Below are 20,999 nucleotides of genomic sequence, written 5' to 3'. Positions count from 1 at the left end.
CCACGTACCGATGTTCGTCGAGCCCACCCGACGCGGCGGACGGGCCGGGGTGCTCATCCTGCGTCAGGCGATCGGCTCGACCAGATGACGTCGCCACTCGGGCGCCGCGTCGCCGCCGCGCGTCGTCCAGTACTCGCGACCCTCGACGATCAGCCCCTCGCGCACGCGCCAGAAGGAGGCGGCACGGAACACGCCGACGCCCTCGTGCGGCACCTCGACCTCGGAGACGACCCGGTCGCCGTCGGCGACGATCGAGATGATGCGGATCGACCACCCCTCGGGGTATTCGGCATTGACGGCGACGAAGTTCTCGGGGCCGACGATGCGCTCGAGCGAGGCGAACCACTCGACGACGAGCTCGTCGGCGAGCAGTGCGCGCACACCCGCCCAGTCCCTGGCCTGCATCCTCGTCCAGAGGGCTCGGATCACGTTCGCGGGCGCGCTGTCTGCAGGCATGCCGATATCGTGCCGCCTTCCACCGACATCGCGCACTGCGGCATCGGCTTCCACGCCCGCGGTCCAGCGCCCGGGGAGGCCCGGTGCGCCGCCCCGCCGAGCGAGCCCCGCTACGCCAGCTCGGCCCCGTCGAGCAGTTCCGACACCAGCGCCGCGATCGCCGACCGCTCGCTGCGCGTGAGCGTGATGTGCGCGAACAGCGGGTGGTCCTTCAGCGTCTCGATGACGCTCGCGATGCCGTCGTGCCGGCCGACGCGCAGGTTGTCGCGCTGGGCGACGTCGTGGGTGAGCACGACCCGCGAGTTCTGGCCGATACGGCTGAGCACCGTGAGCAGCACGTTGCGCTCGAGCGACTGCGCCTCGTCGACGATCACGAAGGCGTCGTGCAGCGATCGTCCGCGGATGTGCGTGAGCGGCAGCACCTCGAGGATGCCCCGGTCGACGACCTCGTCGAGCACGTTGTCGGAGACGACCGAGCCGAGGGTGTCGAACACCGCCTGGCCCCAGGGATTCATCTTCTCGCCCTGGTCGCCCGGCAGGTACCCGAGCTCCTGGCCGCCGACGGCGTAGAGCGGGCGGAACACCATGATCTTCTTGTGCTGCTGGCGCTCGAGCACCATCTCGAGCCCGGCGCACAGCGCGAGCGCCGACTTGCCGGTGCCTGCCCGGCCGCCGAGCGAGAGGATGCCGATCTCGGGGTCGAGCAGCAGGTCGATCGCGAGGCGCTGCTCGGCCGACCGGCCGTGCAGGCCGAAGACCTCGCGGTCGCCGCGCACGAGCTTCACCTCGCCGTCGCCCACGACGCGGCCGAGTGCCGAGCCCCGGTCGGAGTGGATGACGAGGCCCGTGTTGACCGGCAGCCCTTCCACCTCGCGCGTGATCATCGACTCGTGCTCGTAGAGCTTCGCCATGTCGTTCGAGCCGAGCGAGAGCTCGGCCATGCCGGTCCAGCCCGAGTCGAGCGCGAGCTCGTGCCGGTACTCCTGCGCGTCGAGGCCGATCGATGCGGCCTTCACGCGCAGCGGCAGGTCCTTCGAGACGACCGTCACCGGCACGCCGTCCTGCTGCAGGTTCGCCGCGCAGGCGAGGATCCGCGAGTCGTTGTCGCCGAGCTGGAGCCCCGACGGCAGCACCTTCGGATTCGAGTGGTTGAGCTCGACCCTGAGCGAACCGCCGTCGCCCACGGGGATCGGGAAGTCGAGCCGCTCGTGCGCGACGCGCAACTCGTCGAGGATGCGCAGCGACTGCCGCGCGAAGTACCCGATCTCGGGGTCGTTGCGCTTCGCCTCGAGCTCGGTGATGACCACGACGGGCAGCACCACCGCGTGTTCGGCGAAGTTGAAGAGTGCGCGCGGATCGCTGAGCAGCACCGACGTGTCGAGCACGTACGTGCGCTCGGCCTGTGCAACGCCCTCGCGGGGCTCCGCTGCGTCGCGCTCCCCCGCGCGAACGTCCGAACGACCGACCGAATCAGGAGTAACCGATGACGCCACAACCGCTCCCGCCCCGAGCATTCCTGCCCGGTTCACGCGCCTGCCGCCGATCCCTCCCGAAGTCGGTTCCGGTGGCCGACCCGAACGGGTGATCTACCCGTTGAGCCGAACCTACGTCCGGCCCGCTGGATCCGCGGAAGCGACACGCGCATCGTCATGTCGTGTTCACCTTCGGACGGCGGATGCCTCGGCGCCGGCGCCGGCGCCGAGGCATCCCGATCGTGCGCGGTGACCGGCCTCAGTAGGAGGCGGCCGTCGAGTACGAGACGAACGCGCCCCGCAGCATCTCGAGCGTCTCCTCGCTCGTCGCGGCGTGGATCGAGAGCCGCACCGTCCCGAGCCTGGTCGTCGCCGTCACACCGTGGTTGTGCAGCGAGGCGGTGAGCACCGTGACCTGGTCTGCCGGCGGTTCGAGCACGACGATGCCCGCGCGCTCCTGCTCGTCGCGCGACGACGCCACGGGAATGGCGTACTCGTCGGCGAGCTCGATCACCCGGCTCACCCGATCGGCGACGGCGGCGTTGATCACCGGCACGGTCACGTCGGCGATCTCCTCGAGCGCGGCCGCGAGGCGCGCCTGCGCGAGCGGGTCGGGATTCGAGACCCGGTAGGCGCGGGCGTCGGGCGCCGGCGGGGGCACATGGCCCCACGGCTCGGCCTCCTCGGTCGCGCTGAATCCGGAGAAGACGGGCGTGAGTCGCTCGAGAGCCCGGTCGGAGAGCGCCAGGATGCCGGTGCCCCAGCCCGCACGGCACCACTTCTGCCCGCCCGTGACGACGACGTCGGCCGCCTCCCAGGGGGCGTCGACGATGCCGAAGCCCTGGATCGCGTCGACGATGAGCAGTCGGTCGCCGATCACCTGCCGGACGCCCTCGATGTCGCAGAGGTAGCCGGTGCGCGAGTCGACGAGGCTCACCGCGACGGCGACGACGCCCTGCTCGAGCTGTTCGCGGATCTGCCCCGGCGTCACCTTGCCGTGGTCGGTCTCGAGCCACACCGGCTGGACCGTGTGCAGCGCCTCCTGCGCACGCACGGCGGCGATGGGCAGGCTCGGGAACTCCTCGGCCGACAGCAGGACTCCCCCGGTGAGCCCGAACATGGCGTGCATGAGGCCGGTCGTCGCGTTCGGCTCGAACGCGATCTGGTCGACCGGGAAACCGGTCAGGGCCGAGGCGGCCGCGCGCACGCGCGAGTCCTGCTCGCCGAATGCGTCGAGGCTGCCGTGCCGGGCGCGCTGCAGCACCTGGGTGAATGCGAGGGTCTCCTCCGCGGCGGCCGTCGAGAGCGGCCCCACGCGGCCGTAGTCGAGGTACCCCGGCTCCTCGGTGAAGCCGGCGGTGAAATCGTCGATGGTCACGTTGCGTGCCCCCTTCTCCGTCGATCATCATGACAGAACGGGTGGATGCCTCGCAGCGCGCCGCCGCGAGAACGGGTGGTCAGCCGCCGAATCGGCGATGGCGTTTCGCGTAGTCGCGGAGCGCCCGGAGGAAGTCGACCTTGCGCAGGTCGGGGCCGAGCGCCTCGACGAAGTAGAACTCGGAGTGCGCCGACTGCCAGAGCATGAAGTCGCTGAGCCGCTGCTCGCCCGAGGTGCGGATCACGAGGTCGGGGTCGGGCTGGCCGCCCGTGTAGAGGTGCTCGCCGATGAGGTCGGGCGTGAGCCGCTCGGCCAGGTCTTCGAGGCTGCGACCCTCGGCGTGGTGCGCAGCGACGATCGAGCGCATGGCGTCGGTGATCTCCTTGCGGCCGCCGTAGCCGACCGCGAGGTTGACGTGCAGGCCGTGCTTGTCGGCCGTGCGGTGCTCGGCGGCGTCGAGCGCGGCGACGAGCGGCCCGGGCAGCCCCGTGTCGCTGCCGACGTGCTGCACGCGCCAGTCCCGGTAGTGACTGAGCTCCTCAGCGAGGTCGGCGATGATCTCGAAGAGGTCCGAGAGCTCGTCGCCGGGGCGGTTGCCGAGGTTGTCGCTCGAGAGCAGGTAGAGCGTGACGGTCGAGATGCCGAGGTCGTCGCACCACTCGAGGAACTCCCGCATCTTCGCGGCGCCCGCCCGGTGCCCGTCGGCCGCCGTGCGATAGCCGAGCTGCTTCGCCCAGCGACGGTTGCCGTCGATGATCATCGCGACGTGGCGGGGCAGGCCGGCGGGGTCGAGTCCGCGACGGAGCCGGTTCTGGTAGAGCCGGTAGAGGATCCCGCGACCGAGGGGCTGATCGCTCGTCTGCACGGCACTACGCTACCCCCTCACCCTCCTCGAACTCACAGCGGACCGTGATGGGGCAGGCCCTACGCTGTGACCATGACCCCTGAGCGCCACCACGACCCCGCGGATCTCGCAGACGAGTTCGCGCGGCCCGTGGCTCCCGACGACCCGGGCGACCTCGCGGTGTCACGCGAGGAGCACGGCCCCGACCTGCCGAACATCCCGCTGCTGGACGACTCGTTGAACCACGCGGTCGAGGTGAAGCCGACGTGGCGGGGGTGGATCCACGCCGGCACCTTCCCCGTCGCCATCGCGGCGGGCATCGTGCTCATCTGCCTCGCGCAGGGTGCGCCCGCGAAATGGGCCTCGGCCGTGTTCATGCTGACGTCGATGCTGCTGTTCGGCAACTCGGCGCTGTACCACCGCTTCAACTGGAAGCCGAAGACGAAGGTCGTGCTCAAGCGCATCGACCACGCGAACATCTTCCTGCTGATCGCGGGCACCTACACGCCGCTCGCCATCCTCGCCCTCCCGCCGGCGAAGGGCTGGCTGCTGCTCGCGATCGTGTGGGGCGGGGCCCTGCTCGGCATCGGGTTCCGGGTGTTCTGGATCCATGCGCCGCGCTGGCTGTACGTTCCGCTCTACCTGCTGCTCGGCTGGGCCGCGGTGATGTACCTCGGCGACCTGCTCGCGGCGAACGTCGCGATGATGGTGCTCGTCATCGTCGGCGGCCTGCTCTACACGGTCGGCGCGGTCGTCTACGGCCTGAAGAGGCCGAACCCGTGGCCCGGCGTCTTCGGCTTCCACGAGATCTTCCACGTGTGCACGGTGCTCGCCTTCATGTGCCACTGGACCGCGACGCTGCTCATCGCGATGGCACCGGTCTACCACGTGGGCTGATCGACGCCGGCGTCCGGTGGCCAGTCGCGACGAAGGACCGCGTCGAGACCCGCCCCGAGCTACTCGGTCGGGCGGTCGGGCGCCTCGCCCGAGGCATCCGGCCGGTCGTCGCCCTCGCCGAACTCGGCGAGCTCCGCGTCGCGTGCCGCCGCCTCGTTCTCGGCGTCGATCTGCGCGCGCACCTGCGCGCGGTAGTTGGTGCGGCGGATGCGGCGGACCATGTCGAGGACGAGCAGCAGCACCGCCACCATCACGAGGAACGTGACGACGAAGCCCCACACGCCGGGGGTGACCGTGTCGGGGTCGAACTCCTCCTTGCCGTCGGCGAGGACCAGCGTCGCCGAGGACAGCAGGGAACGGACGGAGTCGACGAGCATCGGCCAGCCTTTCGGGGATGGATCCTGCCCTCAGGGGGCGGGTTTAGGCTTGATGCAGCCTACTCGATCCACCTCCGAAGGAGCCCCGTGACCACGTCGCTCGACGAACGGTACGGCCGCACGCGCCGCAACCGCTCGCGTGATCGGTTCCTGCTCATCGCCGGAGCCGTCGCGGTCGCCGTCGTGATCGTCGCGTGGGTCGTCTGGGCCGGCCTCGACGGCTCGAAGCCGCAGGTCGAGGTCACCGACACCGGCCACCGGCTCATGAACGAGGAGCGCGCGGTCGAGGTGAGCTGGAACCTCTCGGTCCCGCCCGGCAACGAGACCGCCTGCATCGTGCAGGCCCTCAACGCCGACTTCGCCATCGTCGGCTGGAAGACGATCATCGTGCCGCCGTCGACCGAGCACATCCGCGCGCTCACCGAGACCGTTCGCACGGCGCAGGAGGCGAATACCGGTTTGATTTACCGCTGCTGGCTCACCTAACATGGGTCATTCGCCCCGACCCATGTCGGGGCGACACGTCTATCCGGCGCGGCTTCGCGGGCTCCATGCCCGCGAGGGGGACCGCACCGGGTATCCCGACACAGGAGTGTGCATCATGGCGCAGGACGCCACTGTCACCTGGCTCACCCAGGACGCCTACGACCGACTCGCGGGCGAGCTCGAGCAGCTCTCGACGACCGGTCGCGAGGAGATCGCGAAGCGCATCGAGGCGGCCCGCGAAGAGGGCGACCTCAAGGAGAACGGCGGCTACCACGCTGCGAAGGACGAGCAGGGCAAGATCGAGGCCCGGATCCGCCAGCTCAAGGAGCTGCTGAAGACCGCCGAGGTCGGCGAGGCGCCCGCGTCGAAGGGCATCGTCGAGTCGGGCACCGTCATCACCGCCGTGATCGCCGGCGACGAAGAGACGTTCCTCATCGGCAGCCGTGAGATCGCCGGTGATTCCGAGCTCGACGTGTGGAGCGAGCAGTCGCCGCTCGGCGCCGCCATCCTCGGCCTCAAGGTCGGCGAGAAGACGAGCTACACCGCGCCCAACGGTCGCGAGATCGCCGTGGAGATCACGAGCGTCGACACCTGGGGCGGCCAGTAGTCGCCCGCGACCGGTCCAGCGCGAAGAGCGGATGCCTCGGAGGCATCCGCTCTTCGCGTCTCGGCGGCGAGCAGCACCGGTTCAGGAGAAAGTCCGCTGTTCAGGACGAGACCACGAGGATCGTCCTGATTCCGCGCCGGTCTCCTGAGACGGCGGCTGCTCAGTCGTCGAGCACGACCGGTTCGTAGCCGGCACGGCGCAGGACTTCGACGACCTCGGCGCGATGCTCGGGCCCGCGCGTCTCGACCGAGATGTCGATCTCGACCTCGGAGATCTGCATGCCGCGGCCGTGGCGCGTGTGCAGCACCTCGACGACGTTCGCATGCGAACCCGCGAGCAGCTCGGCGACGCGCACGAGCTGGCCGGGCCGGTCGGGAAGGCCGACGCGGACCGTGAGGTAGCGGCCGGAGGCGGCGAGCCCGTGCGCGATGACGCGCTGCATGAGCAGCGGGTCGATGTTGCCGCCCGAGAGCACCGCGACCACCGGGCCGTCGTTCGGCACGGCCCCCTTCATGATCGCGGCGACGGCGACGGCACCGGCGGGTTCGACGACGAGCTTCGCGCGCTCGAGCAGCACGAGCAGTGCGCGAGCGATGTCGTCCTCGGTGACGGTGACGACCTCGTCGACCGCGTCGCGGATGATCTCGAAGTTGAGTTCGCCGGGCCGGTAGACGGCGATGCCGTCGGCGATGGTCGGCACGACCGGCACCGTCTGCGGAGCCCCCGCCGCGAGCGAGGCGACGTACGGCGCCGCGTTCTCGGACTGGACGCCGATGATCCGGATGCTGCGCCCCTCCGCCGCGGCCCGCTGCTTGGCCGCACTCGCGATACCGGCGGCGAGGCCGCCGCCGCCGATCGGCACGACGATCGTCGTGGCGTCGGGCGCCTGGTCGAGGATCTCGAGCCCGAGGGTGCCCTGACCCGTGACGACGTCGACGTGGTCGAAGGGCGGGATCACGACCGCACCGGTCTCCGCTGCGAAGGCGGCTGCCGCTTCGAGCGTCTCGCCGACCGAGGCTCCCGCGAGCACGACGTCGGCGCCGTAGGCCTTCGTCGCCTCGAGCTTCGGCAGGGCGACGCCGACCGGCATGAAGATCGTGGCGCGGATGCCGAGCTCGCGTGCGGCGAATGCGACGCCTTGGGCGTGGTTGCCGGCCGAGGCGGCGACGACGCCGCGCGCTCGCTCCTCCGGCGTCAGCGAGGACATGCGGTGGTAGGCGCCGCGCAGCTTGTACGAACCCGTGCGCTGCAGGTTCTCGCACTTGAGGCGCACGGGCGCGCCGAGCACCCGCTCCAGGTAGCGGGAGGACTCCATCGGCGTCGTGCGGGCGACGCGGGCGACGATGTCGCGGGCGGCCTCGAAGTCGGCGAGCGCGGGGCCGGCGATCGTGTGGTTCAACTCGTTCATTCTCCTCGCTGGAAGCCGGGACGCTGCGGGACGGTGCGCCACAGCGGCGAACGCACGGCGACGGTCGACGGCGGGGCGTCGTCCTTCCAGTCGCCGCTCGAGATGTACAGGATCATCACGTTGACGACCGCCGCGACCGGCACCGCGAAGAGCGCGCCAGGGATGCCCGCGAGGAACGACCCGGTCGCGACTGCGACGACGACGCCCAGCGGATGCACCTTGACCGCGGTGCCCATGATGAGCGGTTGCAGCACGTGCCCCTCGATCTGCTGCACGAGCAGCACGATGCCGAGCATGATCACGGCCGGCCAGAAGCCGCTGTACACGAGCGCGACGAACACCGCGAGTGCACCCGTGACGACGGCGCCGACGATCGGGATGAACGACCCGAGGAACACGAGGATGGCGATCGGGATGGCGAGCGGCAGCCCGAGGAAGAACGCACCGAGTCCGATGCCGATCGCGTCGATCGTCGCGACGAGGATCTGCACGCGGACGAAGTTCTGCAGCGTCTCCCAGCCGGCCTGGCCGGCACCGTCGACGGCGGTGCGCGCCCGTCGTGGGAAGATGCCGACGATCCAGTTCCAGATGCCACGGCCGTCGATCAGCATGAAGAGCGTGGCGAAGAGGGCGAGCAGCATGCCGGCGAGGAAATGACCGACCGTCGATCCGAGCGAGAGCGCCCCGCTCCAGATGATGCCCATGTCCTGCTGCACCGCGGTGACGGCCTGCTCGACCCAATCGTTGAGCTGCGCCTCGGTGATGTGCAGCGGACCGGCGAGGAGCCAGGCACGGAAGTCGTCCCACGCGACGAGCGACTGGGCGGTGAGTTCGTCGGCCCCGCGCACGATCTGCCAGATGCCGAGCGTGAGCAGTCCGCCGACGACGGCGAGTGCGGAGAGCATCGCGACGGCGACCGCGAGCCACTTCGGCCAGCCGTGCCGCCGGAGGAACGCGGAGAAGGGCACGAGCAGGGCGCTGAGGAGCACCGCGACGAGGAGCGGGATCAGGATGAGCCGCAACTGGATGACGAGGAAGACGACGACCGCGAGCACCCCGGCGATCAGCAGCAGACGCCACGACCATGCACCGGCGAGGCGGACGCCGTAGGGCACGCTCGATTCGACATCACCGCTCGCGGGTTCGTGGACCTGCTTCGCCGCCGGCTCGGGCGCAGCACCGAAGCCGAACCATCGTCGTGCGCGTCGTCCGCCTCGTCCCGCCCCGCCCGAGTCCGCCATTCATCCAGTCTAGGCACGGCGTATGCGCACCTCGGCATGCCGTGCCCGGGGCGGGCGCCGCTCGCCGATGTCGGTGGCGGACGCTAGCGTCGGTGTCACCATGGTCGACGTCGTCAGTCCCGCCCTCGCCCGCCGCATCGCACTGGCCGCGCAGGGCTTCGCCCGCCCGCACCCCGAGGCCGCCGGCACCCGCGCCCTGAACGGCGTGGTCGACCGGCTCGGCCTGCTCCAGATCGACTCGGTCAACGTGTTCGAGCGCAGCCACTACCTGCCGGCCTTCAGCCGGGTCGGCGACTACGACCGGTCGCTTCTCGATCGCATCACGTCGGGCCGTCGCGCGCGCATGGTCGAGTACTGGGCGCATCAGGCGGCGTACATCCCGCGCGAGCTGTGGCCGTTGTTCGAGTTCCGGCGCGACGAGTACCGGCAGGCCGGCAACGACTGGGGCGGCTGGGTGGCCGACGAGCACGGGCTCGCCGGCTGGCTGCGCGCCGAGCTGACCGAGAAGGGTCCGCTCCGCGCGAGCGAGATCGAGCACGATGCGAACGTGCGGCGCGGCCCCTGGTGGGGCTGGTCCGACGTGAAGCGCACCCTCGAGATGATGTTCCGCACCGGCGACGTCGTCTGCGTCGACCGGCAGCGGTTCGAGCGCGTCTACGCCCTGCCCGAGCAGGCGCTGCCCGCCGAGCTGCTCGACGCGTCTCCGCCCGTCGACGAGGCCGTCCGCACGCTCGTCGCGCTCGCGGCCAGCGCCTACGGCATCGCCACCGAAGCCGATCTCGCGGACTACTGGCGCATGAAGCGGGCGCCGGTGCGCCAGGCGATCGCCGAGCTCGAGGCTGCCGGCGTGCTCCTCCCGGTCGAGGTACCCGGTTGGCGCACCGGCAGCCGGGCGACGCCGGCCTGGCTGCATCGCGATGCCCGGCGACCGCGCCGCATCGAGACCGTCGCGCTGTTGTCGCCGTTCGATCCGGTCGTGTGGTTCCGCCCACGCACCGAGCGTCTGTTCGACTTCCACTACCGCATCGAGATCTACACGCCAGAGCCCGACCGCCGGTTCGGCTACTACTCGCTGCCGTTGCTCATCGACGATCGCGTGGTCGGCCGGGTCGATCTCAAGAGCGACCGCAAGGCGGGCGTCCTGCGCGTGCAGTCCGCGTGGACCGAGCCCGATGCCCCGGCAGACACGGCGGCGCGGCTCGTGCCCGTGCTTCGCCGAGCGGCGGCCTGGCAGGGTCTCGACGACGTGCTGGTCACCGGTCGTGGCGACCTCTCCCCCGCGCTCGCGGCCGAACTCGGGTCCGCTGCGCAGCTCGTCGAGGTCGGCTAGAAGCTGCCGCCCATCTCCTCGAGTCGCTTGACCCGATCGGTGATCGGCGGGTGGGTCGCGAAGAGTCGGCTCATGACGCCCGGCTTCAGCGGGTCGGCGATCCAGAGGTGCGCCATCGACGAGTTCTGCCGCTGCATCGGCCGGCCGTACGCCTCGAGCTTCTCGAGGGCCCGCGCGAGGGCGTCGGGATGCCGCGTGGTCATCGCCCCCGTCGCGTCGGCGAGGTACTCGCGCTGTCGGGAGACGGCGAGCTGCACGAGGCTCGCGACGAGCGGCGCGATGAGCATCGCAACGAGGCCGAACACCATGACGATCGGGTTCGAGTTGTTGTTGTTGCGACCGAAGAACGCCATGCGCACGAACATGTCGGAGATGAAGCCGACCGCGACCACGAGCCCGAACACGATCATCGACAGCCGGATGTCGTAGTTGCGCACGTGCCCGAGCTCATGCGCCATGACGCCCTCGAGCTCGGCGTCGTCCATGATCTCGAGGAGACCCGTCGTCGCCGCGACGACGGCGTGCTCGGGATCGCGGCCGGTCGCGAACGCGTTGGGCGCGGGGTCCGAGATCACGTAGACGCGCGGCATCGGCGTGCCCGTCGCGATCGAGAGGTTCTCGACCGTGCGCCAGAGGCGCGGGTGGTCGGCCTTCGACCGGACCTCGATCGCCCCCGACATCGAGAGCGCCTGGCGGTCGGCCGTGAAGTACTGGATGAGCGCGTACCCGGTCGCCACGACGAGCGTCACGACGACGATCGTGAGGTCCTGGTAGACGACCGCGGCCAGCCATCCCAGCCCGCCGATGATGGCGAGGAAGAACAGGATGATGAAGACGGTGTTGCGCTTGTTCCTGGCGATCGCGCGATACAAGGCCGGCCCTTAGAACTGGACGCGCGGAGGCTCGGCGATCGCCGCCGCCTCGGTGACCTCGAAGAAGTCGCGCTCGTGGAAGCCGAGGCCCCGAACGAACAGGGTGTTCGGGAACACCTTGATCTTCGTGTTCAGCTCGCGCACGCCGCCGTTGTAGAACCGGCGCGACGCCTGGATCTTGTCTTCGGTGTCGACGAGCTCGGCCTGCAGCTGCAGGAAGTTCTGGCTCGCCTGCAGCTGCGGGTACGCCTCGGCGACCGCGAAGATCGACTTCAGCGCCTGCTGCATGTGGTTCTCGGCGACGCCGGCCTCTGCGGGGCCCTGCGCCTGCAGGGTCTCGGCGCGTGCCTGCGTGACCGACTCGAACACGCCCTTCTCGTGCGCCGCGTAGCCCTTGACCGCCTCGATGAGGTTCGGGATCAGGTCGGCCCGGCGCTTGAGCTGCACGGTGATGTCGCTCCACGCCTCGTCGACGCGGACGTTGAGGGTGACGAGCGAGTTGTAGGTGGCCCAGAGGTAGATGCCGATGATCACCACGAGTGCGACGACGATGATGACGGGGATGAGCCATTCCATGGCACGGACTCCTAGCGCATTCGGCGGCAGAACTGGGGCGTGAACAATCCTACCGATCGGTCTCGTCGCGGAACGGCCTTCCCATGAGACTCGGAGGAACCCCGCGGCGGGCTCCGGGGCGGGGCACCGGAGAGGCACAGCGTGTGACGGAGCACCCCGAGCCGGCCCCCGGGGTTAGGCTCTGGGTGTGACGGAGCGCATCCCCCGACGGCGCCCGGGTCGCCCCCGCGGCGCGAAATCGGGTGACACCAGGGCGCGCATCCTCGCCGCCGCGACCGAGGAGTTCGGCGAGCGCGGCTACGAAGCGGCGTCGATGCGGGCGATCGCCCGTCGCGCCGGCGTCGATCCCGCGCTCGTGCACCACTACTTCGACGACAAGCAGCACCTCGTCACCGAGGTCGTCGAGGTGCCGCTGCAACCCGACCGCCTCGTCGCCGGCGCGCTCGACGGCCCGCTCGACGGCCTGGGCGACCGGCTCGTGCGCGCAGTGGTCACCGCGTGGGACTCGGCGACGGTGCGCCCGGCCGCGGTGGCCGCCCTGCGATCGGCGATCGGCCAGGGACCGGTGTCGCGGATGCTCCGCGAGTTCCTGCGACGCGAGATCATGCACCGCATCGCGGAGCACCTCGACGAACCCGACGCCGAGCTCCGCGCCGAACTCGCCGCGTCACAGCTCGTGGGCGTCATCATGGTGCGCTACGTGCTCGAGTTCGAGCCGGTCGCGTCGCTGCCGACCGACGAGCTCGTCGCCCGTGTCGGCCCGTCGGTGCAATGGCACCTGACCGGACGTCCTCCGGGGTCTTGACAGGGCACCCGCGCAGGCGAATTATTCAGCACATGGTGAATAGCTCGGATGCCTCGTCACCGCCCCCGCACCGGGGCGCCCACGCGATCGCGGGATCGGGGGCGGCGGTCGTCGCCGAGGACCTCCATGTCGTGCGCGGTGGTGCCGCGGTGCTCGACGGCCTGTCCCTCGCGGTGCCGAGCGGCATGATCGTGGGGCTGCTCGGCCCGAGCGGCAGTGGCAAGACGACGCTGATGCGCTCGATCGTGGGCGCACAGGTCGTGAAGTCGGGACGAATCGAGGTGCTCGGCCGCCCGGCCGGCAGTCGGGAACTGCGACGCCGGGTCGGCTACGTCACGCAGCAGGCGAGCGTCTACGACGACCTCACCGTGCGGCAGAACATCTCGTACTTCCGCCGGGTGCTCGGCGCGCCGGCGGGCGACGCCGACCGGGTCATCGACCGCACGGATCTGCGTCCGGTCGCCGATCGGCTCGTCGGCTCGCTGTCGGGCGGGCAGCGCGGTCGCGTCTCGCTTGCCGCCGCCCTGCTCGGCAGCCCCGAGCTGCTCGTGCTCGACGAGCCGACCGTCGGGCTCGACCCGGTACTCCGGGTCGACCTCTGGGGAATGTTCCGGAACCTCGCCGACGAGGGCACGACGCTCCTGGTCTCGAGCCATGTCATGGACGAGGCGAAGCGGTGCGACCGGCTGCTGCTGATGCGCGACGGCGCGCTGCTCGCCGACGACACGGTGCAGGGCGTGCTCGAGGTCACGGGCACCGACGACGTCGAGACGGCGTTCCTCCGGCTCATCGATCGAGGCGAGCCCGACCTGAGGTCGCTCGACGACGAGCAGAGCGGTGCGCACGGCCGGCACGAGGAGGAACCGCGATGACGCCCGCACGGACCCTCGCGACCACCGGCCGGGTGCTCGGTCAGATCCGGCACGATCACCGCACGATCGCGCTGCTGCTCGTCGTGCCCAGCCTGCTCATCGGCCTCGTCGCGTGGATCTTCGTCGACACCGACGTGTTCGCCGACATCGGCCCCGCGATGATCGCGCTGTTCCCGTTCATCGTGATGTTCCTCGTGACGAGCATCGCGACGCTGCGCGAGCGTCGCAGCGGCACGCTCGAGCGGCTGCTGGCGATGCCGCTCGGCAAGGGCGACTTCATCCTCGGCTACGCGCTCGCCTTCGGCCTGCTCGCCGTCGCGCAGACCGCGATCGTCGTGTCGTTCGCCGTCTGGGTGTGCGGTCTCGAGATCGAGGGGTCGATCTGGCTGCTGTTCGCGGTCGCGGTCGCCGACGCGCTGCTCGGCACCGCGCTCGGGCTGCTCGCGAGCGCGTTCGCGCGCACCGAGTTCCAGGTCGTGCAGTTCATGCCGCTCATCGTCTTCCCGCAGATCCTGCTCGGCGGCATCTTCATCCCGCGCGACCAGCTTCCCGCAGGGCTCGAAGAGATCAGCGACTGGCTGCCGCTCAGCTACGCGATCGACGCACTCCAGGCGGTCGCCGCCGACAGTGAGTCGACCGAGTGGATCATGGTGAGGATCCTCGCGATCGCAGCATGGATCGTCGGCTCCATCGTGGTCGGCTCGATCACGCTGCGTCGACGAACGCCCTGACGCGGTTCTCACGCGCGTCTCCCCACTTTCGAGCGCGTCTCTCGACAACGACATCGCCGGGGGAGCATGATCGTCACACCGTTGTCCCTCGACCGGAAGTGAGCGATGCGCAAGAAACTGTTCGCGGCCCTCGCGGCCCTCGCCACCTTCTGCGGCCTCGCCGTCGGTGCCGCCCCCGCCCAAGCGTCGACCGGCGGCTCCGCCGACGGCGAGCTCCACCCCGATGTCGGGCTGATCGCGTTCTACGACGGCACCGGCCGCTACCGCTGCAGCGCGACGCTCGTGTCGCCGACGGTCGTCATCACGGCGGCGCACTGCACGCTCGGCACACTCGGCAAGACGCTCGTGACGTTCGACACCTTCCTCGACGACGCTCCTCCGAGTTTCCTCCCGACCGCCGCCGACCCGGCCGTGGGTTACACGGCCGACGAGCTCGCCGACGCGGGCTACCTCTCGGGCACGGCGTACACGCATCCGCAGTACTCCGACTTCACCGACACGAAGAACTGGAACGACGTGGGCGTGATCGTGCTCGACGAGCCGGTGGCCTCGCACGGCGACGGCTACCCGCAGATCGCGGAGACCGGCACGCTCGACGGCATCGCGCAGCGGGCACTGTCGAAGACGCTGTTCACGGCGGTCGGCTACGGCACCGAGGTGCGGCAGGAGGGCGACAACATGAAGCCCGAGCCCGCGAGCTACCCGATCCTGCGCCGGTACGTCGACATGCCCGGGCAGAAGCTCACGCCGCAGATCCTGCAGACCAACGGCAACGAGAAGGACCCGTGGGGCACGGGCGGCACCTGCTTCGGCGACTCGGGCGGGCCGGTCTTCCTCGACGGCGAGCTCGTCGCGGTGACGAGCTACGGCTACACCTCGAACTGCCGGTACCTCGGTGGCTATCAGCGCGTCGAGATCCCCGTCGTCGACGAGTGGCTCGCGGAGTTCGGTCTCTGACCGACGCTTCGACCGGTGAGGGCGGGTGCCGTTCGGCACCCGCCCTCACTGCGTCGAGGATCAGGGGTTCGCCGCGTCCCGTCGTGCTGCGCCGGTCGGGCGGGTGCCGCCCGGTGTCGTGCCGAGCACCCGGTCGAGGTAGGGGTTCGCGAACCGCAGCTCGGGGTCGAGCTCGTCGCGAACCGCGAGGAAGTCGTCGAAGCGCGGGTACACCTCGCGCAGCGTCTCGGCGGTCTGCGTGTGCATCTTGCCCCAGTGCGGGCGTCCGCCGTGATCGCGCATGATCGCCTCGACGGCGGCGAAGTACTCGCGCTCGTCCTCGCGGAAGTAGCGGTGCACGGCGATGTAGCCAGACTCGCGCCCGTGGGCCGTCGAGAGCCAGTTCTCGTCGGCCGCGGCCGCGCGGACCTCGATCGGGAAGCTGATGCGCCAGCCCTTCCGCTCGATGAGCGCCCGAACCTCGCGGAGGGCGTCGGGCACGTCGGCGAGCGGGATCGCGTACTCCATCTCGCGGAAGCGCACGGTGCGGTTCGTGACGAACACCGAGGGCGAGAAGTCGGCGAAGTCCCGCCCGCTCTGCAGCCGCTCGACCTGGCGCGCGAAGAACGGGATGACGCCGGGTGCGGCCGTGCCGAGCGCGCAGACTCCGCGGAAGACGCCGTTCGCGAGCAGCTCGTCGTCGAGCCAGCGCGAGACGCGACCGAGCGGCTTCCGCGGGGCGTCGCCCGGGAGCCGCGTGTTCGTCTTGGTCATCGCGACCTCGGTGTGCGGATGCCAGTAGAACTCGAAGTGGTCGACGGCGCGCACGCGCTGCAGCCACCCGTCGAGCACGTCGGTGAGCGGCTCGGGCCGCTCGATCGCGTGCAGCACGAAGCGCGGCACGAGCTGCAGGGTCACCTCGACGAGCACGCCGAGGGCGCCGAGCCCGAGGCGCACCGCGGGCAGCAGCTCGGGACGCTCGGTCTCGCTCACGGTGACGAGCTCGCCCGTGCCGGTGACGAGCTTCGCGGCGACGATCTGCGTCGCGAGGCCGCCGAAGCCGAGCCCGGTGCCGTGGGTACCGGTCGACGTGGCACCGGCGATCGTCTGCTTGTCGATGTCGCCCATGTTGGCGAGTGCGAGGCCGTAGGGTGCGAGCAGCGCCGGCAGCCGGTGCAGCGGGGTTCCTGCGCCGAGCGTCACCCGTCCGGTCGCGACATCGGCGTCGATGACGCCCGAGAGGTCGGCGAGGTCGAGCTGCACACCGGGCGCGACCGCGATGCCGGTGAAGCTGTGCCCCGAGCCGACGGGCTTGATGCGCAGGCCCGCCGCAGCCGCGGCCTGCACGGCGCGCTGCACCGCCTCGGGCGAGTCGGGTCGTTCGACGCGCAGCGGCCGCACCGCCTCCGTCCGGCTCCAGTTGCGCCAGGTTGCTCCGGTCGCGGTCACAGGAACGCCATCCCTTCTCCCCGGTACGTCGGGATCATCGCCACGGTGTCGTCGCCGTCGACGACGGCGAACTCGTTCAGGTGCTCGGCGAGCTCGCCCGACTTGGTGTGCCGGAACCAGACGCGGTCGCCGACGGCGAGCGAGCGAGCGGCGCGGCCCGACACCGGGGTCTGCACCTCGCCCGCCATCTCGCGGGGCTCCATCACGAGCCCCTCCGGCCACACGATGCGCGGCAGCCGGTCGGCCGCGGGCGGCCCCGAGGCGATCCAGCCTCCGCCGAGGATCGTCGCGTGCTTCGCGCTCGGGCGTCGCACCACGTCGAGCGCGAAGGCGGCCGCCGGCGCCGGCGTGAAGTGCTCGTAGCCGTCGAAGAGGTGCCCGCCGAAGAGACCCGAGCCCGCGGCGATCTCGGTCACCGACGGATCGGCCGAGGTCCGCTCGAGCGAGCCCGTGCCGCCGCCGTTGACGAACTCGAGGTCGGCGACCTCGCGCACCGCCGCGACGGCGCGGGCGCGGCGCTCGAGGAGTTCGGGCATCGAGCGCGACTGCATCCAGCGGTTGACCGCTCCGTCGACGGGGCGCCCCTCTGGGCGGTTCACGACGCCTGCGATCTGCGCCTCGTACGACATCATGCCGACGAGCTGGAAGCCCGGCCGCTTCGCGATGTACGCGGCGAGCGCACCCGCGTCGGCGGGCTCGTGCACGGGCGACCGGCGCACGCCGAGGTGGCCGAGCACCGGGGCGTCCCAGGAGGCGTCGAGCTCGAGGCAGACTCGGATGCGCTCGCGCCGGCCGGGCGGCAGCACGGAGTCGACGAGGTCGAGCTGCGCCGGCGAGTCGACCATGAGCGTGACCCGCGCGGCGAAGTCGGGGTCGGTCGCGAGTCGCCTGATGCTGCCCCGCTCGGCGGTCGGGTAGCCGACCACGACGTCGTCCACGGTGTCCGCGAGCCAGAGCGCCTCGGCGAGCGTGTACGCGAGCACGCCCCGGTAACCGGGCATCGCGAGCAGGGCCTCGACGACGCCCCGCACGCGCACCGACTTCGACGCGACGCGGATCGGCGTGCCGTTGGCGCGCCGCAGCATGTCGAGGGCGTTGTGCCGCAGGGCGCCGAGGTGGAGCGCGCCGACGGGGGCGTCGAGATGGCGCGTCGCCTCGGTCAGCCGCGGCCAGTACTCCGCCGGACGGCGCCAGCTCGAGGCATCCGCGGCCGGGGTGCCGGTCTTGCGCAGGTCGAGGCCGGCCATCAGCGCACGCTCCGCACCCGCGCGACCGCGAACGCCCCGGCGGTCGAGAGCGCCGCACCGAGGAGGAAGACGAGCATGAACGAGCCGGAGACGACGACCGCGGCCGCACCGATCATGGGGGCCACCGCCTGCGGCACGGCCGAGGCGATGTTCATGATGCCGAGGTCCTTGCCGCGACTGGCGGCGTCGGGCAGCACCTGCGTCGCAAGGGCCTGGTCGACGGAGAGGAAGCAGCCGTACCCGAGGCCGAGCATGCCGGCGGCGACCATGGCGACCGTGAGATCGGGGAAGAGCGCGAGCAGCAGCGCGGCGACGCCCTGCAACGCCGAGGCGACGAACACGAACTGCTTGCGGCGTCCGAGACGGTCGGAGAGCCGGCCGCCCACGAGCGAGGCGAGGATCACGAACACCATGTAGACGAGCGTCAGCACGATGAGGTCGTCCTCGGCGTGCTGGTCGTTCAGCTGGAACATGAGGAAGTAGAGCAGCAGGCTCGTGCCGAGCGCGTTGCCGGTCGAGACCAGCACGCGACTGAGCAGCGTCCAGCCGAAGTCGGGGTGCTTCCGCGGGCTGATCCAGAACCCCGCGATGACGCTCCGGAGTGTCATCGGGGTGCGCAGGGCGCGCTCGAGCGGCTCGTCGTGCCGAGTCAGGAAGGGCACGGCGAGCACGACGAGCAGCACCGCGAGCAGCAGGTAGCCGAGTGCGGCGTCGGTCACGAGCTCGGTCACGAGGATGAGCCCGACGATGATGCCCACCGCCTGCGGCGCAGACATCCACCCCGAGACGAAGCCGCGTTGGTTGACCGGCACCTGGTCGGAGATCGTCGCGGTGAGCGCGGCGGTCATGATGCAGAACCCGACGGATGCCGCGACCCATGCCGCGCCGATGGCCCACATCTCGGTCTGCCAGCCGAGGAGCACGAGCGAGGCGGCGAAGACGAGCGCGCCGATGAGGATCCACGGCCGGCGACGGCCGAACCGGCTCGTCGTGCGGTCGGAGAGCGCGCCGGTCAGGGGGTAGGCGATGATCGTCGCGACCGCGGCGATCCCCGAGACCGTTCCGAACGCGACGACCGAGTCGACCCAGTGCTCGGGCTGCAGCTCGGCGTCGATCTGCGCGGGCAGCAGCAGCTGGACGGGGGTGAGCTGCGCCATCCAGATACCGAGCCAGACGGTCGCGAACGACGCGATCCAGCCGGCGCCGACGCGACGCGTGGGCTCGGCGAAGGCGGCGGGGGCCTCGGGGCCGGCCCCGCGGGGGGCGGCCGGGTCGATGCGGGTCATCGGGGGTCTGCCATTCTCGAGACGGCGTCGGCGGCGGCCGCCGCGACGCGGGCCGCGGCCGCGTCATCGCGGTCGACGAGCCAGGTGATGGTGAGGCCGTCGCTGAACGCGACGAGCACGCGGGCGACCTGGTCGACGGGCAGGCGCCACGTCGTGCCGGTGAGCTCGGCGGCGGCGGCGAGCGCCTCGACGAGGAGGTCGACGTACCGCGCGTACTGCGCGATCGCGAGCGGGTGCCGCTCGGGCGAGCGGAGGGCGTACTGGGTGAGCTCGAGCATCGCCTGCTCGTGCTCGGGGTCCTCGCGCAGGTGCTCGAAGTATCGCAGCATGCCCGCTTCGAGGAGATCGCCCAGGCTCGCGCCCTGCTCGGCGGCAGCAGCGAGTTCGTCGACCGCGATGGCCTTCCGCTCCCGGGCGACCACGACGCCGATGAGCTCGTCGATGAGCTCGTCGCGTGATTCGAAGGCGTAGTGGAAGCTTGCGAGGCTCATGCCGGCCTCGGCGACGATCGCGCGGGTCGTCGCTTGCGCGAGCCCTTCGCGGGAGACCACGCGCAGCGCGGCCTCGGTGAGCGCTGCGCGGCGCTCGGCCGCCGACATCCGCGTCATCGCGTTCTCCTGCTCCTTCGCGGGGCACGGCGCGCAGCGATGCGCCGACCGTGACTGGGACAATTGACCCAGTTGCAACAGTATGCAGCATCGGGACAGAGATCGCCACGCCGGGCGCTACGCTCGCATCATGCGCCTCGGGGTTCTCGATGTCGGTTCGAATACCGTGCACCTGCTCGTGGTCGACGCCCACCCGGGCGCTCGGCCGATCCCGACCGCGTCGCACAAGTCGGTACTCCGCCTGATGCGCTACCTCGAGCCAGATGGCGCGATCAGCGCCGAGGGCGTCGCGGCGATCCTCTCATCGGTCGGCGACGCCGCGAAGGCGGCGCGCGAGGCCGGCATCGACGAGTTGCTCGCCTTCGCGACCTCGGCGATCCGGGAGGCTGCGAACGGCGAACACGTGCTCGATCTCGTCGAGCGCGAGACGGGCGTGCGGCTCGCCGTGCTGAGCGGTGACGACGAGGCCCGCCTCACCTTCCTCGCGGTGCGGCGGTGGTTCGGCTGGTCGGCCGGCCGCATGCTGCTCTTCGACATCGGCGGCGGCTCGCTCGAGATCGCCCAGGGCGGCGACGAGGTGCCCGACGTGGCGCGATCGCTGCCGCTCGGCGCCGGGCGGTCGACCGTGGCCTTCCTGCCCGACGATCCGCCCTCGAGCGATCAGGTCGATCGACTGCGCGAGCACGCGCGCGCCGTGCTCGCGGGAGCGGTCGCCGACTTCGCGGGTCTCTCCTCCCCTGACCATGTCGTCGGCTCGTCGAAGACGATCCGCTCGCTCGCGCGCCTGGCCGGCTGGACGGAGGACGGCGTCGGTTCCGATGAGCGCAGCATCCTGCGGCGCAAGGGCCTCGACGACTGGATCCCCCGACTCGCCCGCATCCCCGCGGACGCACGTCCAGCACTGCCGGGCATCACGGCCGACCGCACGTTCCAGATCGTGGCGGGTGCGGTGGTGCTGTCCGAGGCGATGCGCGCCTTCGACGTCTCCGAGCTGGATGTCTCGCCCTGGGCCCTGCGCGAGGGCCTGATCCTGCGTCGACTCGACCTGATGGAGTGATCCGCGGCGACTGGCGGCGGCACACCACGCAGAACGGCGGCGGTCGCGCACCTTCGTGCTCGAC

General features: G+C 71.0%; 21 protein-coding genes and 1 pseudogene. 9 read left to right on the top strand and 13 right to left on the bottom strand.

What is annotated here, in order from left to right; all coding sequences use genetic code 11:
• Window positions 1-63: 63 nt before the first annotated feature.
• From ACWGPE_RS07620 to ACWGPE_RS07605, 4 genes are all read right to left on the bottom strand, one after another.
• Window positions 64-456 carry a nuclear transport factor 2 family protein gene (locus ACWGPE_RS07620; RefSeq protein WP_452048451.1) on the bottom strand — a complete coding sequence of 131 codons (393 nt, stop codon included), beginning with the start codon at window positions 454-456 and terminating at the stop codon, window positions 64-66.
• A gap of 110 nt (window positions 457-566) precedes the next feature.
• A complete protein-coding gene (locus ACWGPE_RS07615; RefSeq protein WP_231432299.1) occupies window positions 567-1,970 on the bottom strand; it encodes a PhoH family protein in 1,404 nt (467 codons plus the stop codon).
• Between the two features lie 217 nt (window positions 1,971-2,187).
• Window positions 2,188-3,306 (bottom strand): aminotransferase class V-fold PLP-dependent enzyme, encoded by a 1,119-nt coding sequence (locus ACWGPE_RS07610; protein ID WP_231430406.1) that lies wholly within the window; start codon window positions 3,304-3,306, stop codon window positions 2,188-2,190.
• Window positions 3,307-3,385: 79 nt separating this feature from the next.
• Entirely contained in the window at window positions 3,386-4,171 is a 786-nt protein-coding gene (locus tag ACWGPE_RS07605) for an isoprenyl transferase (RefSeq protein WP_231430405.1), read from the bottom strand.
• Between the two features lie 72 nt (window positions 4,172-4,243).
• On the opposite strand from ACWGPE_RS07605, the gene trhA reads away from it, so the two are divergent.
• Window positions 4,244-5,047 carry a PAQR family membrane homeostasis protein TrhA gene (gene trhA, locus ACWGPE_RS07600; protein WP_308191636.1) on the top strand — a complete coding sequence of 268 codons (804 nt, stop codon included), beginning with the start codon at window positions 4,244-4,246 and terminating at the stop codon, window positions 5,045-5,047.
• A 59-nt stretch (window positions 5,048-5,106) separates the two neighbouring features.
• Here trhA and ACWGPE_RS07595 read toward each other — a convergent pair whose 3' ends face one another.
• Window positions 5,107-5,424 (bottom strand): hypothetical protein, encoded by a 318-nt coding sequence (locus tag ACWGPE_RS07595; protein ID WP_231430404.1) that lies wholly within the window; start codon window positions 5,422-5,424, stop codon window positions 5,107-5,109.
• An 87-nt stretch (window positions 5,425-5,511) separates the two neighbouring features.
• Between ACWGPE_RS07595 and ACWGPE_RS07590 the strand changes: the two genes are divergently transcribed.
• Together ACWGPE_RS07590 and greA are read left to right on the top strand one after the other, a co-directional pair.
• Window positions 5,512-5,910 (top strand): DUF4307 domain-containing protein, encoded by a 399-nt coding sequence (locus ACWGPE_RS07590; RefSeq protein WP_231430402.1) that lies wholly within the window; start codon window positions 5,512-5,514, stop codon window positions 5,908-5,910.
• Window positions 5,911-6,025: 115 nt separating this feature from the next.
• A complete protein-coding gene (gene greA, locus ACWGPE_RS07585; protein WP_231430401.1) occupies window positions 6,026-6,517 on the top strand; it encodes a transcription elongation factor GreA in 492 nt (163 codons plus the stop codon).
• 160 nt (window positions 6,518-6,677) lie between these two features.
• Here the strand turns inward: greA and ilvA are convergent, their stop codons facing one another.
• Entirely contained in the window at window positions 6,678-7,925 is a 1,248-nt protein-coding gene (gene ilvA / locus ACWGPE_RS07580; RefSeq protein ID WP_231430399.1) for a threonine ammonia-lyase, read from the bottom strand.
• Window positions 7,922-9,166, bottom strand: coding sequence for an AI-2E family transporter (locus tag ACWGPE_RS07575; RefSeq protein ID WP_231430398.1), 1,245 nt, complete (start codon window positions 9,164-9,166; stop codon window positions 7,922-7,924). The genes ilvA and ACWGPE_RS07575 overlap by 4 nt, the downstream gene beginning before the upstream one ends.
• A gap of 100 nt (window positions 9,167-9,266) precedes the next feature.
• Here ACWGPE_RS07575 and ACWGPE_RS07570 point away from each other — a divergent pair, with 100 nt between their 5' ends.
• On the top strand, window positions 9,267-10,496 hold the full coding sequence (locus ACWGPE_RS07570) for a winged helix-turn-helix domain-containing protein (protein ID WP_452048450.1): 1,230 nt from the start codon (window positions 9,267-9,269) through the stop codon (window positions 10,494-10,496).
• Here the strand turns inward: ACWGPE_RS07570 and ACWGPE_RS07565 are convergent.
• Together ACWGPE_RS07565 and ACWGPE_RS07560 are read right to left on the bottom strand one after the other, a co-directional pair.
• A complete protein-coding gene (locus ACWGPE_RS07565) occupies window positions 10,493-11,368 on the bottom strand; it encodes a M48 family metalloprotease (RefSeq protein WP_452048449.1) in 876 nt (291 codons plus the stop codon). The two genes, ACWGPE_RS07570 and ACWGPE_RS07565, sit on opposite strands and share 4 nt — an antisense overlap.
• Before the next feature lie 9 nt (window positions 11,369-11,377).
• A complete protein-coding gene (locus ACWGPE_RS07560) occupies window positions 11,378-11,944 on the bottom strand; it encodes a LemA family protein (protein ID WP_231430395.1) in 567 nt (188 codons plus the stop codon).
• A 187-nt stretch (window positions 11,945-12,131) separates the two neighbouring features.
• Here ACWGPE_RS07560 and ACWGPE_RS07555 point away from each other — a divergent pair, with 187 nt between their 5' ends.
• From ACWGPE_RS07555 to ACWGPE_RS07540, 4 genes and pseudogenes are all read left to right on the top strand, one after another.
• A complete protein-coding gene (locus tag ACWGPE_RS07555; protein ID WP_231430394.1) occupies window positions 12,132-12,749 on the top strand; it encodes a TetR/AcrR family transcriptional regulator in 618 nt (205 codons plus the stop codon).
• Window positions 12,716-13,327 (top strand): annotated as a pseudogene (locus tag ACWGPE_RS07550) (ABC transporter ATP-binding protein); the annotation flags it as partial. The gene ACWGPE_RS07555 and the pseudogene ACWGPE_RS07550, both read left to right, overlap by 34 nt.
• Before the next feature lie 290 nt (window positions 13,328-13,617).
• Window positions 13,618-14,352 carry an ABC transporter permease gene (locus ACWGPE_RS07545; protein ID WP_231430392.1) on the top strand — a complete coding sequence of 245 codons (735 nt, stop codon included), beginning with the start codon at window positions 13,618-13,620 and terminating at the stop codon, window positions 14,350-14,352.
• Window positions 14,353-14,457: 105 nt separating this feature from the next.
• On the top strand, window positions 14,458-15,309 hold the full coding sequence (locus ACWGPE_RS07540; protein WP_452048448.1) for a trypsin-like serine protease: 852 nt from the start codon (window positions 14,458-14,460) through the stop codon (window positions 15,307-15,309).
• A 60-nt stretch (window positions 15,310-15,369) separates the two neighbouring features.
• Here the strand turns inward: ACWGPE_RS07540 and ACWGPE_RS07535 are convergent, their stop codons facing one another.
• From ACWGPE_RS07535 to ACWGPE_RS07520, 4 genes are read right to left on the bottom strand one after another with little or no spacing between them, the layout of a single operon-like run.
• Window positions 15,370-16,737, bottom strand: coding sequence for a D-arabinono-1,4-lactone oxidase (locus ACWGPE_RS07535; protein WP_452048447.1), 1,368 nt, complete (start codon window positions 16,735-16,737; stop codon window positions 15,370-15,372).
• The gene (locus ACWGPE_RS07530; protein WP_376931357.1) at window positions 16,734-17,984 is read right to left on the bottom strand and encodes an alanine racemase; all 1,251 of its coding nucleotides are present in this window, start codon (window positions 17,982-17,984) and stop codon (window positions 16,734-16,736) included. The genes ACWGPE_RS07535 and ACWGPE_RS07530 overlap by 4 nt, the downstream gene beginning before the upstream one ends.
• Window positions 17,984-19,270: an MFS transporter gene (locus ACWGPE_RS07525; protein ID WP_231430386.1), complete on the bottom strand. Its 1,287-nt coding sequence runs from the start codon at window positions 19,268-19,270 to the stop codon at window positions 17,984-17,986. Before ACWGPE_RS07525 ends, ACWGPE_RS07530 begins: the two co-directional genes overlap by 1 nt.
• On the bottom strand, window positions 19,267-19,878 hold the full coding sequence (locus ACWGPE_RS07520; RefSeq protein ID WP_231430385.1) for a TetR/AcrR family transcriptional regulator: 612 nt from the start codon (window positions 19,876-19,878) through the stop codon (window positions 19,267-19,269). The genes ACWGPE_RS07525 and ACWGPE_RS07520 overlap by 4 nt, the downstream gene beginning before the upstream one ends.
• A 130-nt stretch (window positions 19,879-20,008) precedes the next feature.
• Between ACWGPE_RS07520 and ACWGPE_RS07515 the strand changes: the two genes are divergently transcribed.
• Entirely contained in the window at window positions 20,009-20,935 is a 927-nt protein-coding gene (locus tag ACWGPE_RS07515) for a Ppx/GppA phosphatase family protein (RefSeq protein ID WP_231430383.1), read from the top strand.
• Window positions 20,936-20,999: the final 64 nt, after the last annotated feature.

The organism is Agromyces sp. NPDC055658, from assembly GCF_053618155.1.
The sequence above is the reverse complement of the archived record's forward strand: the minus strand, read 5'-3'. Positions and strand labels throughout refer to the sequence as shown.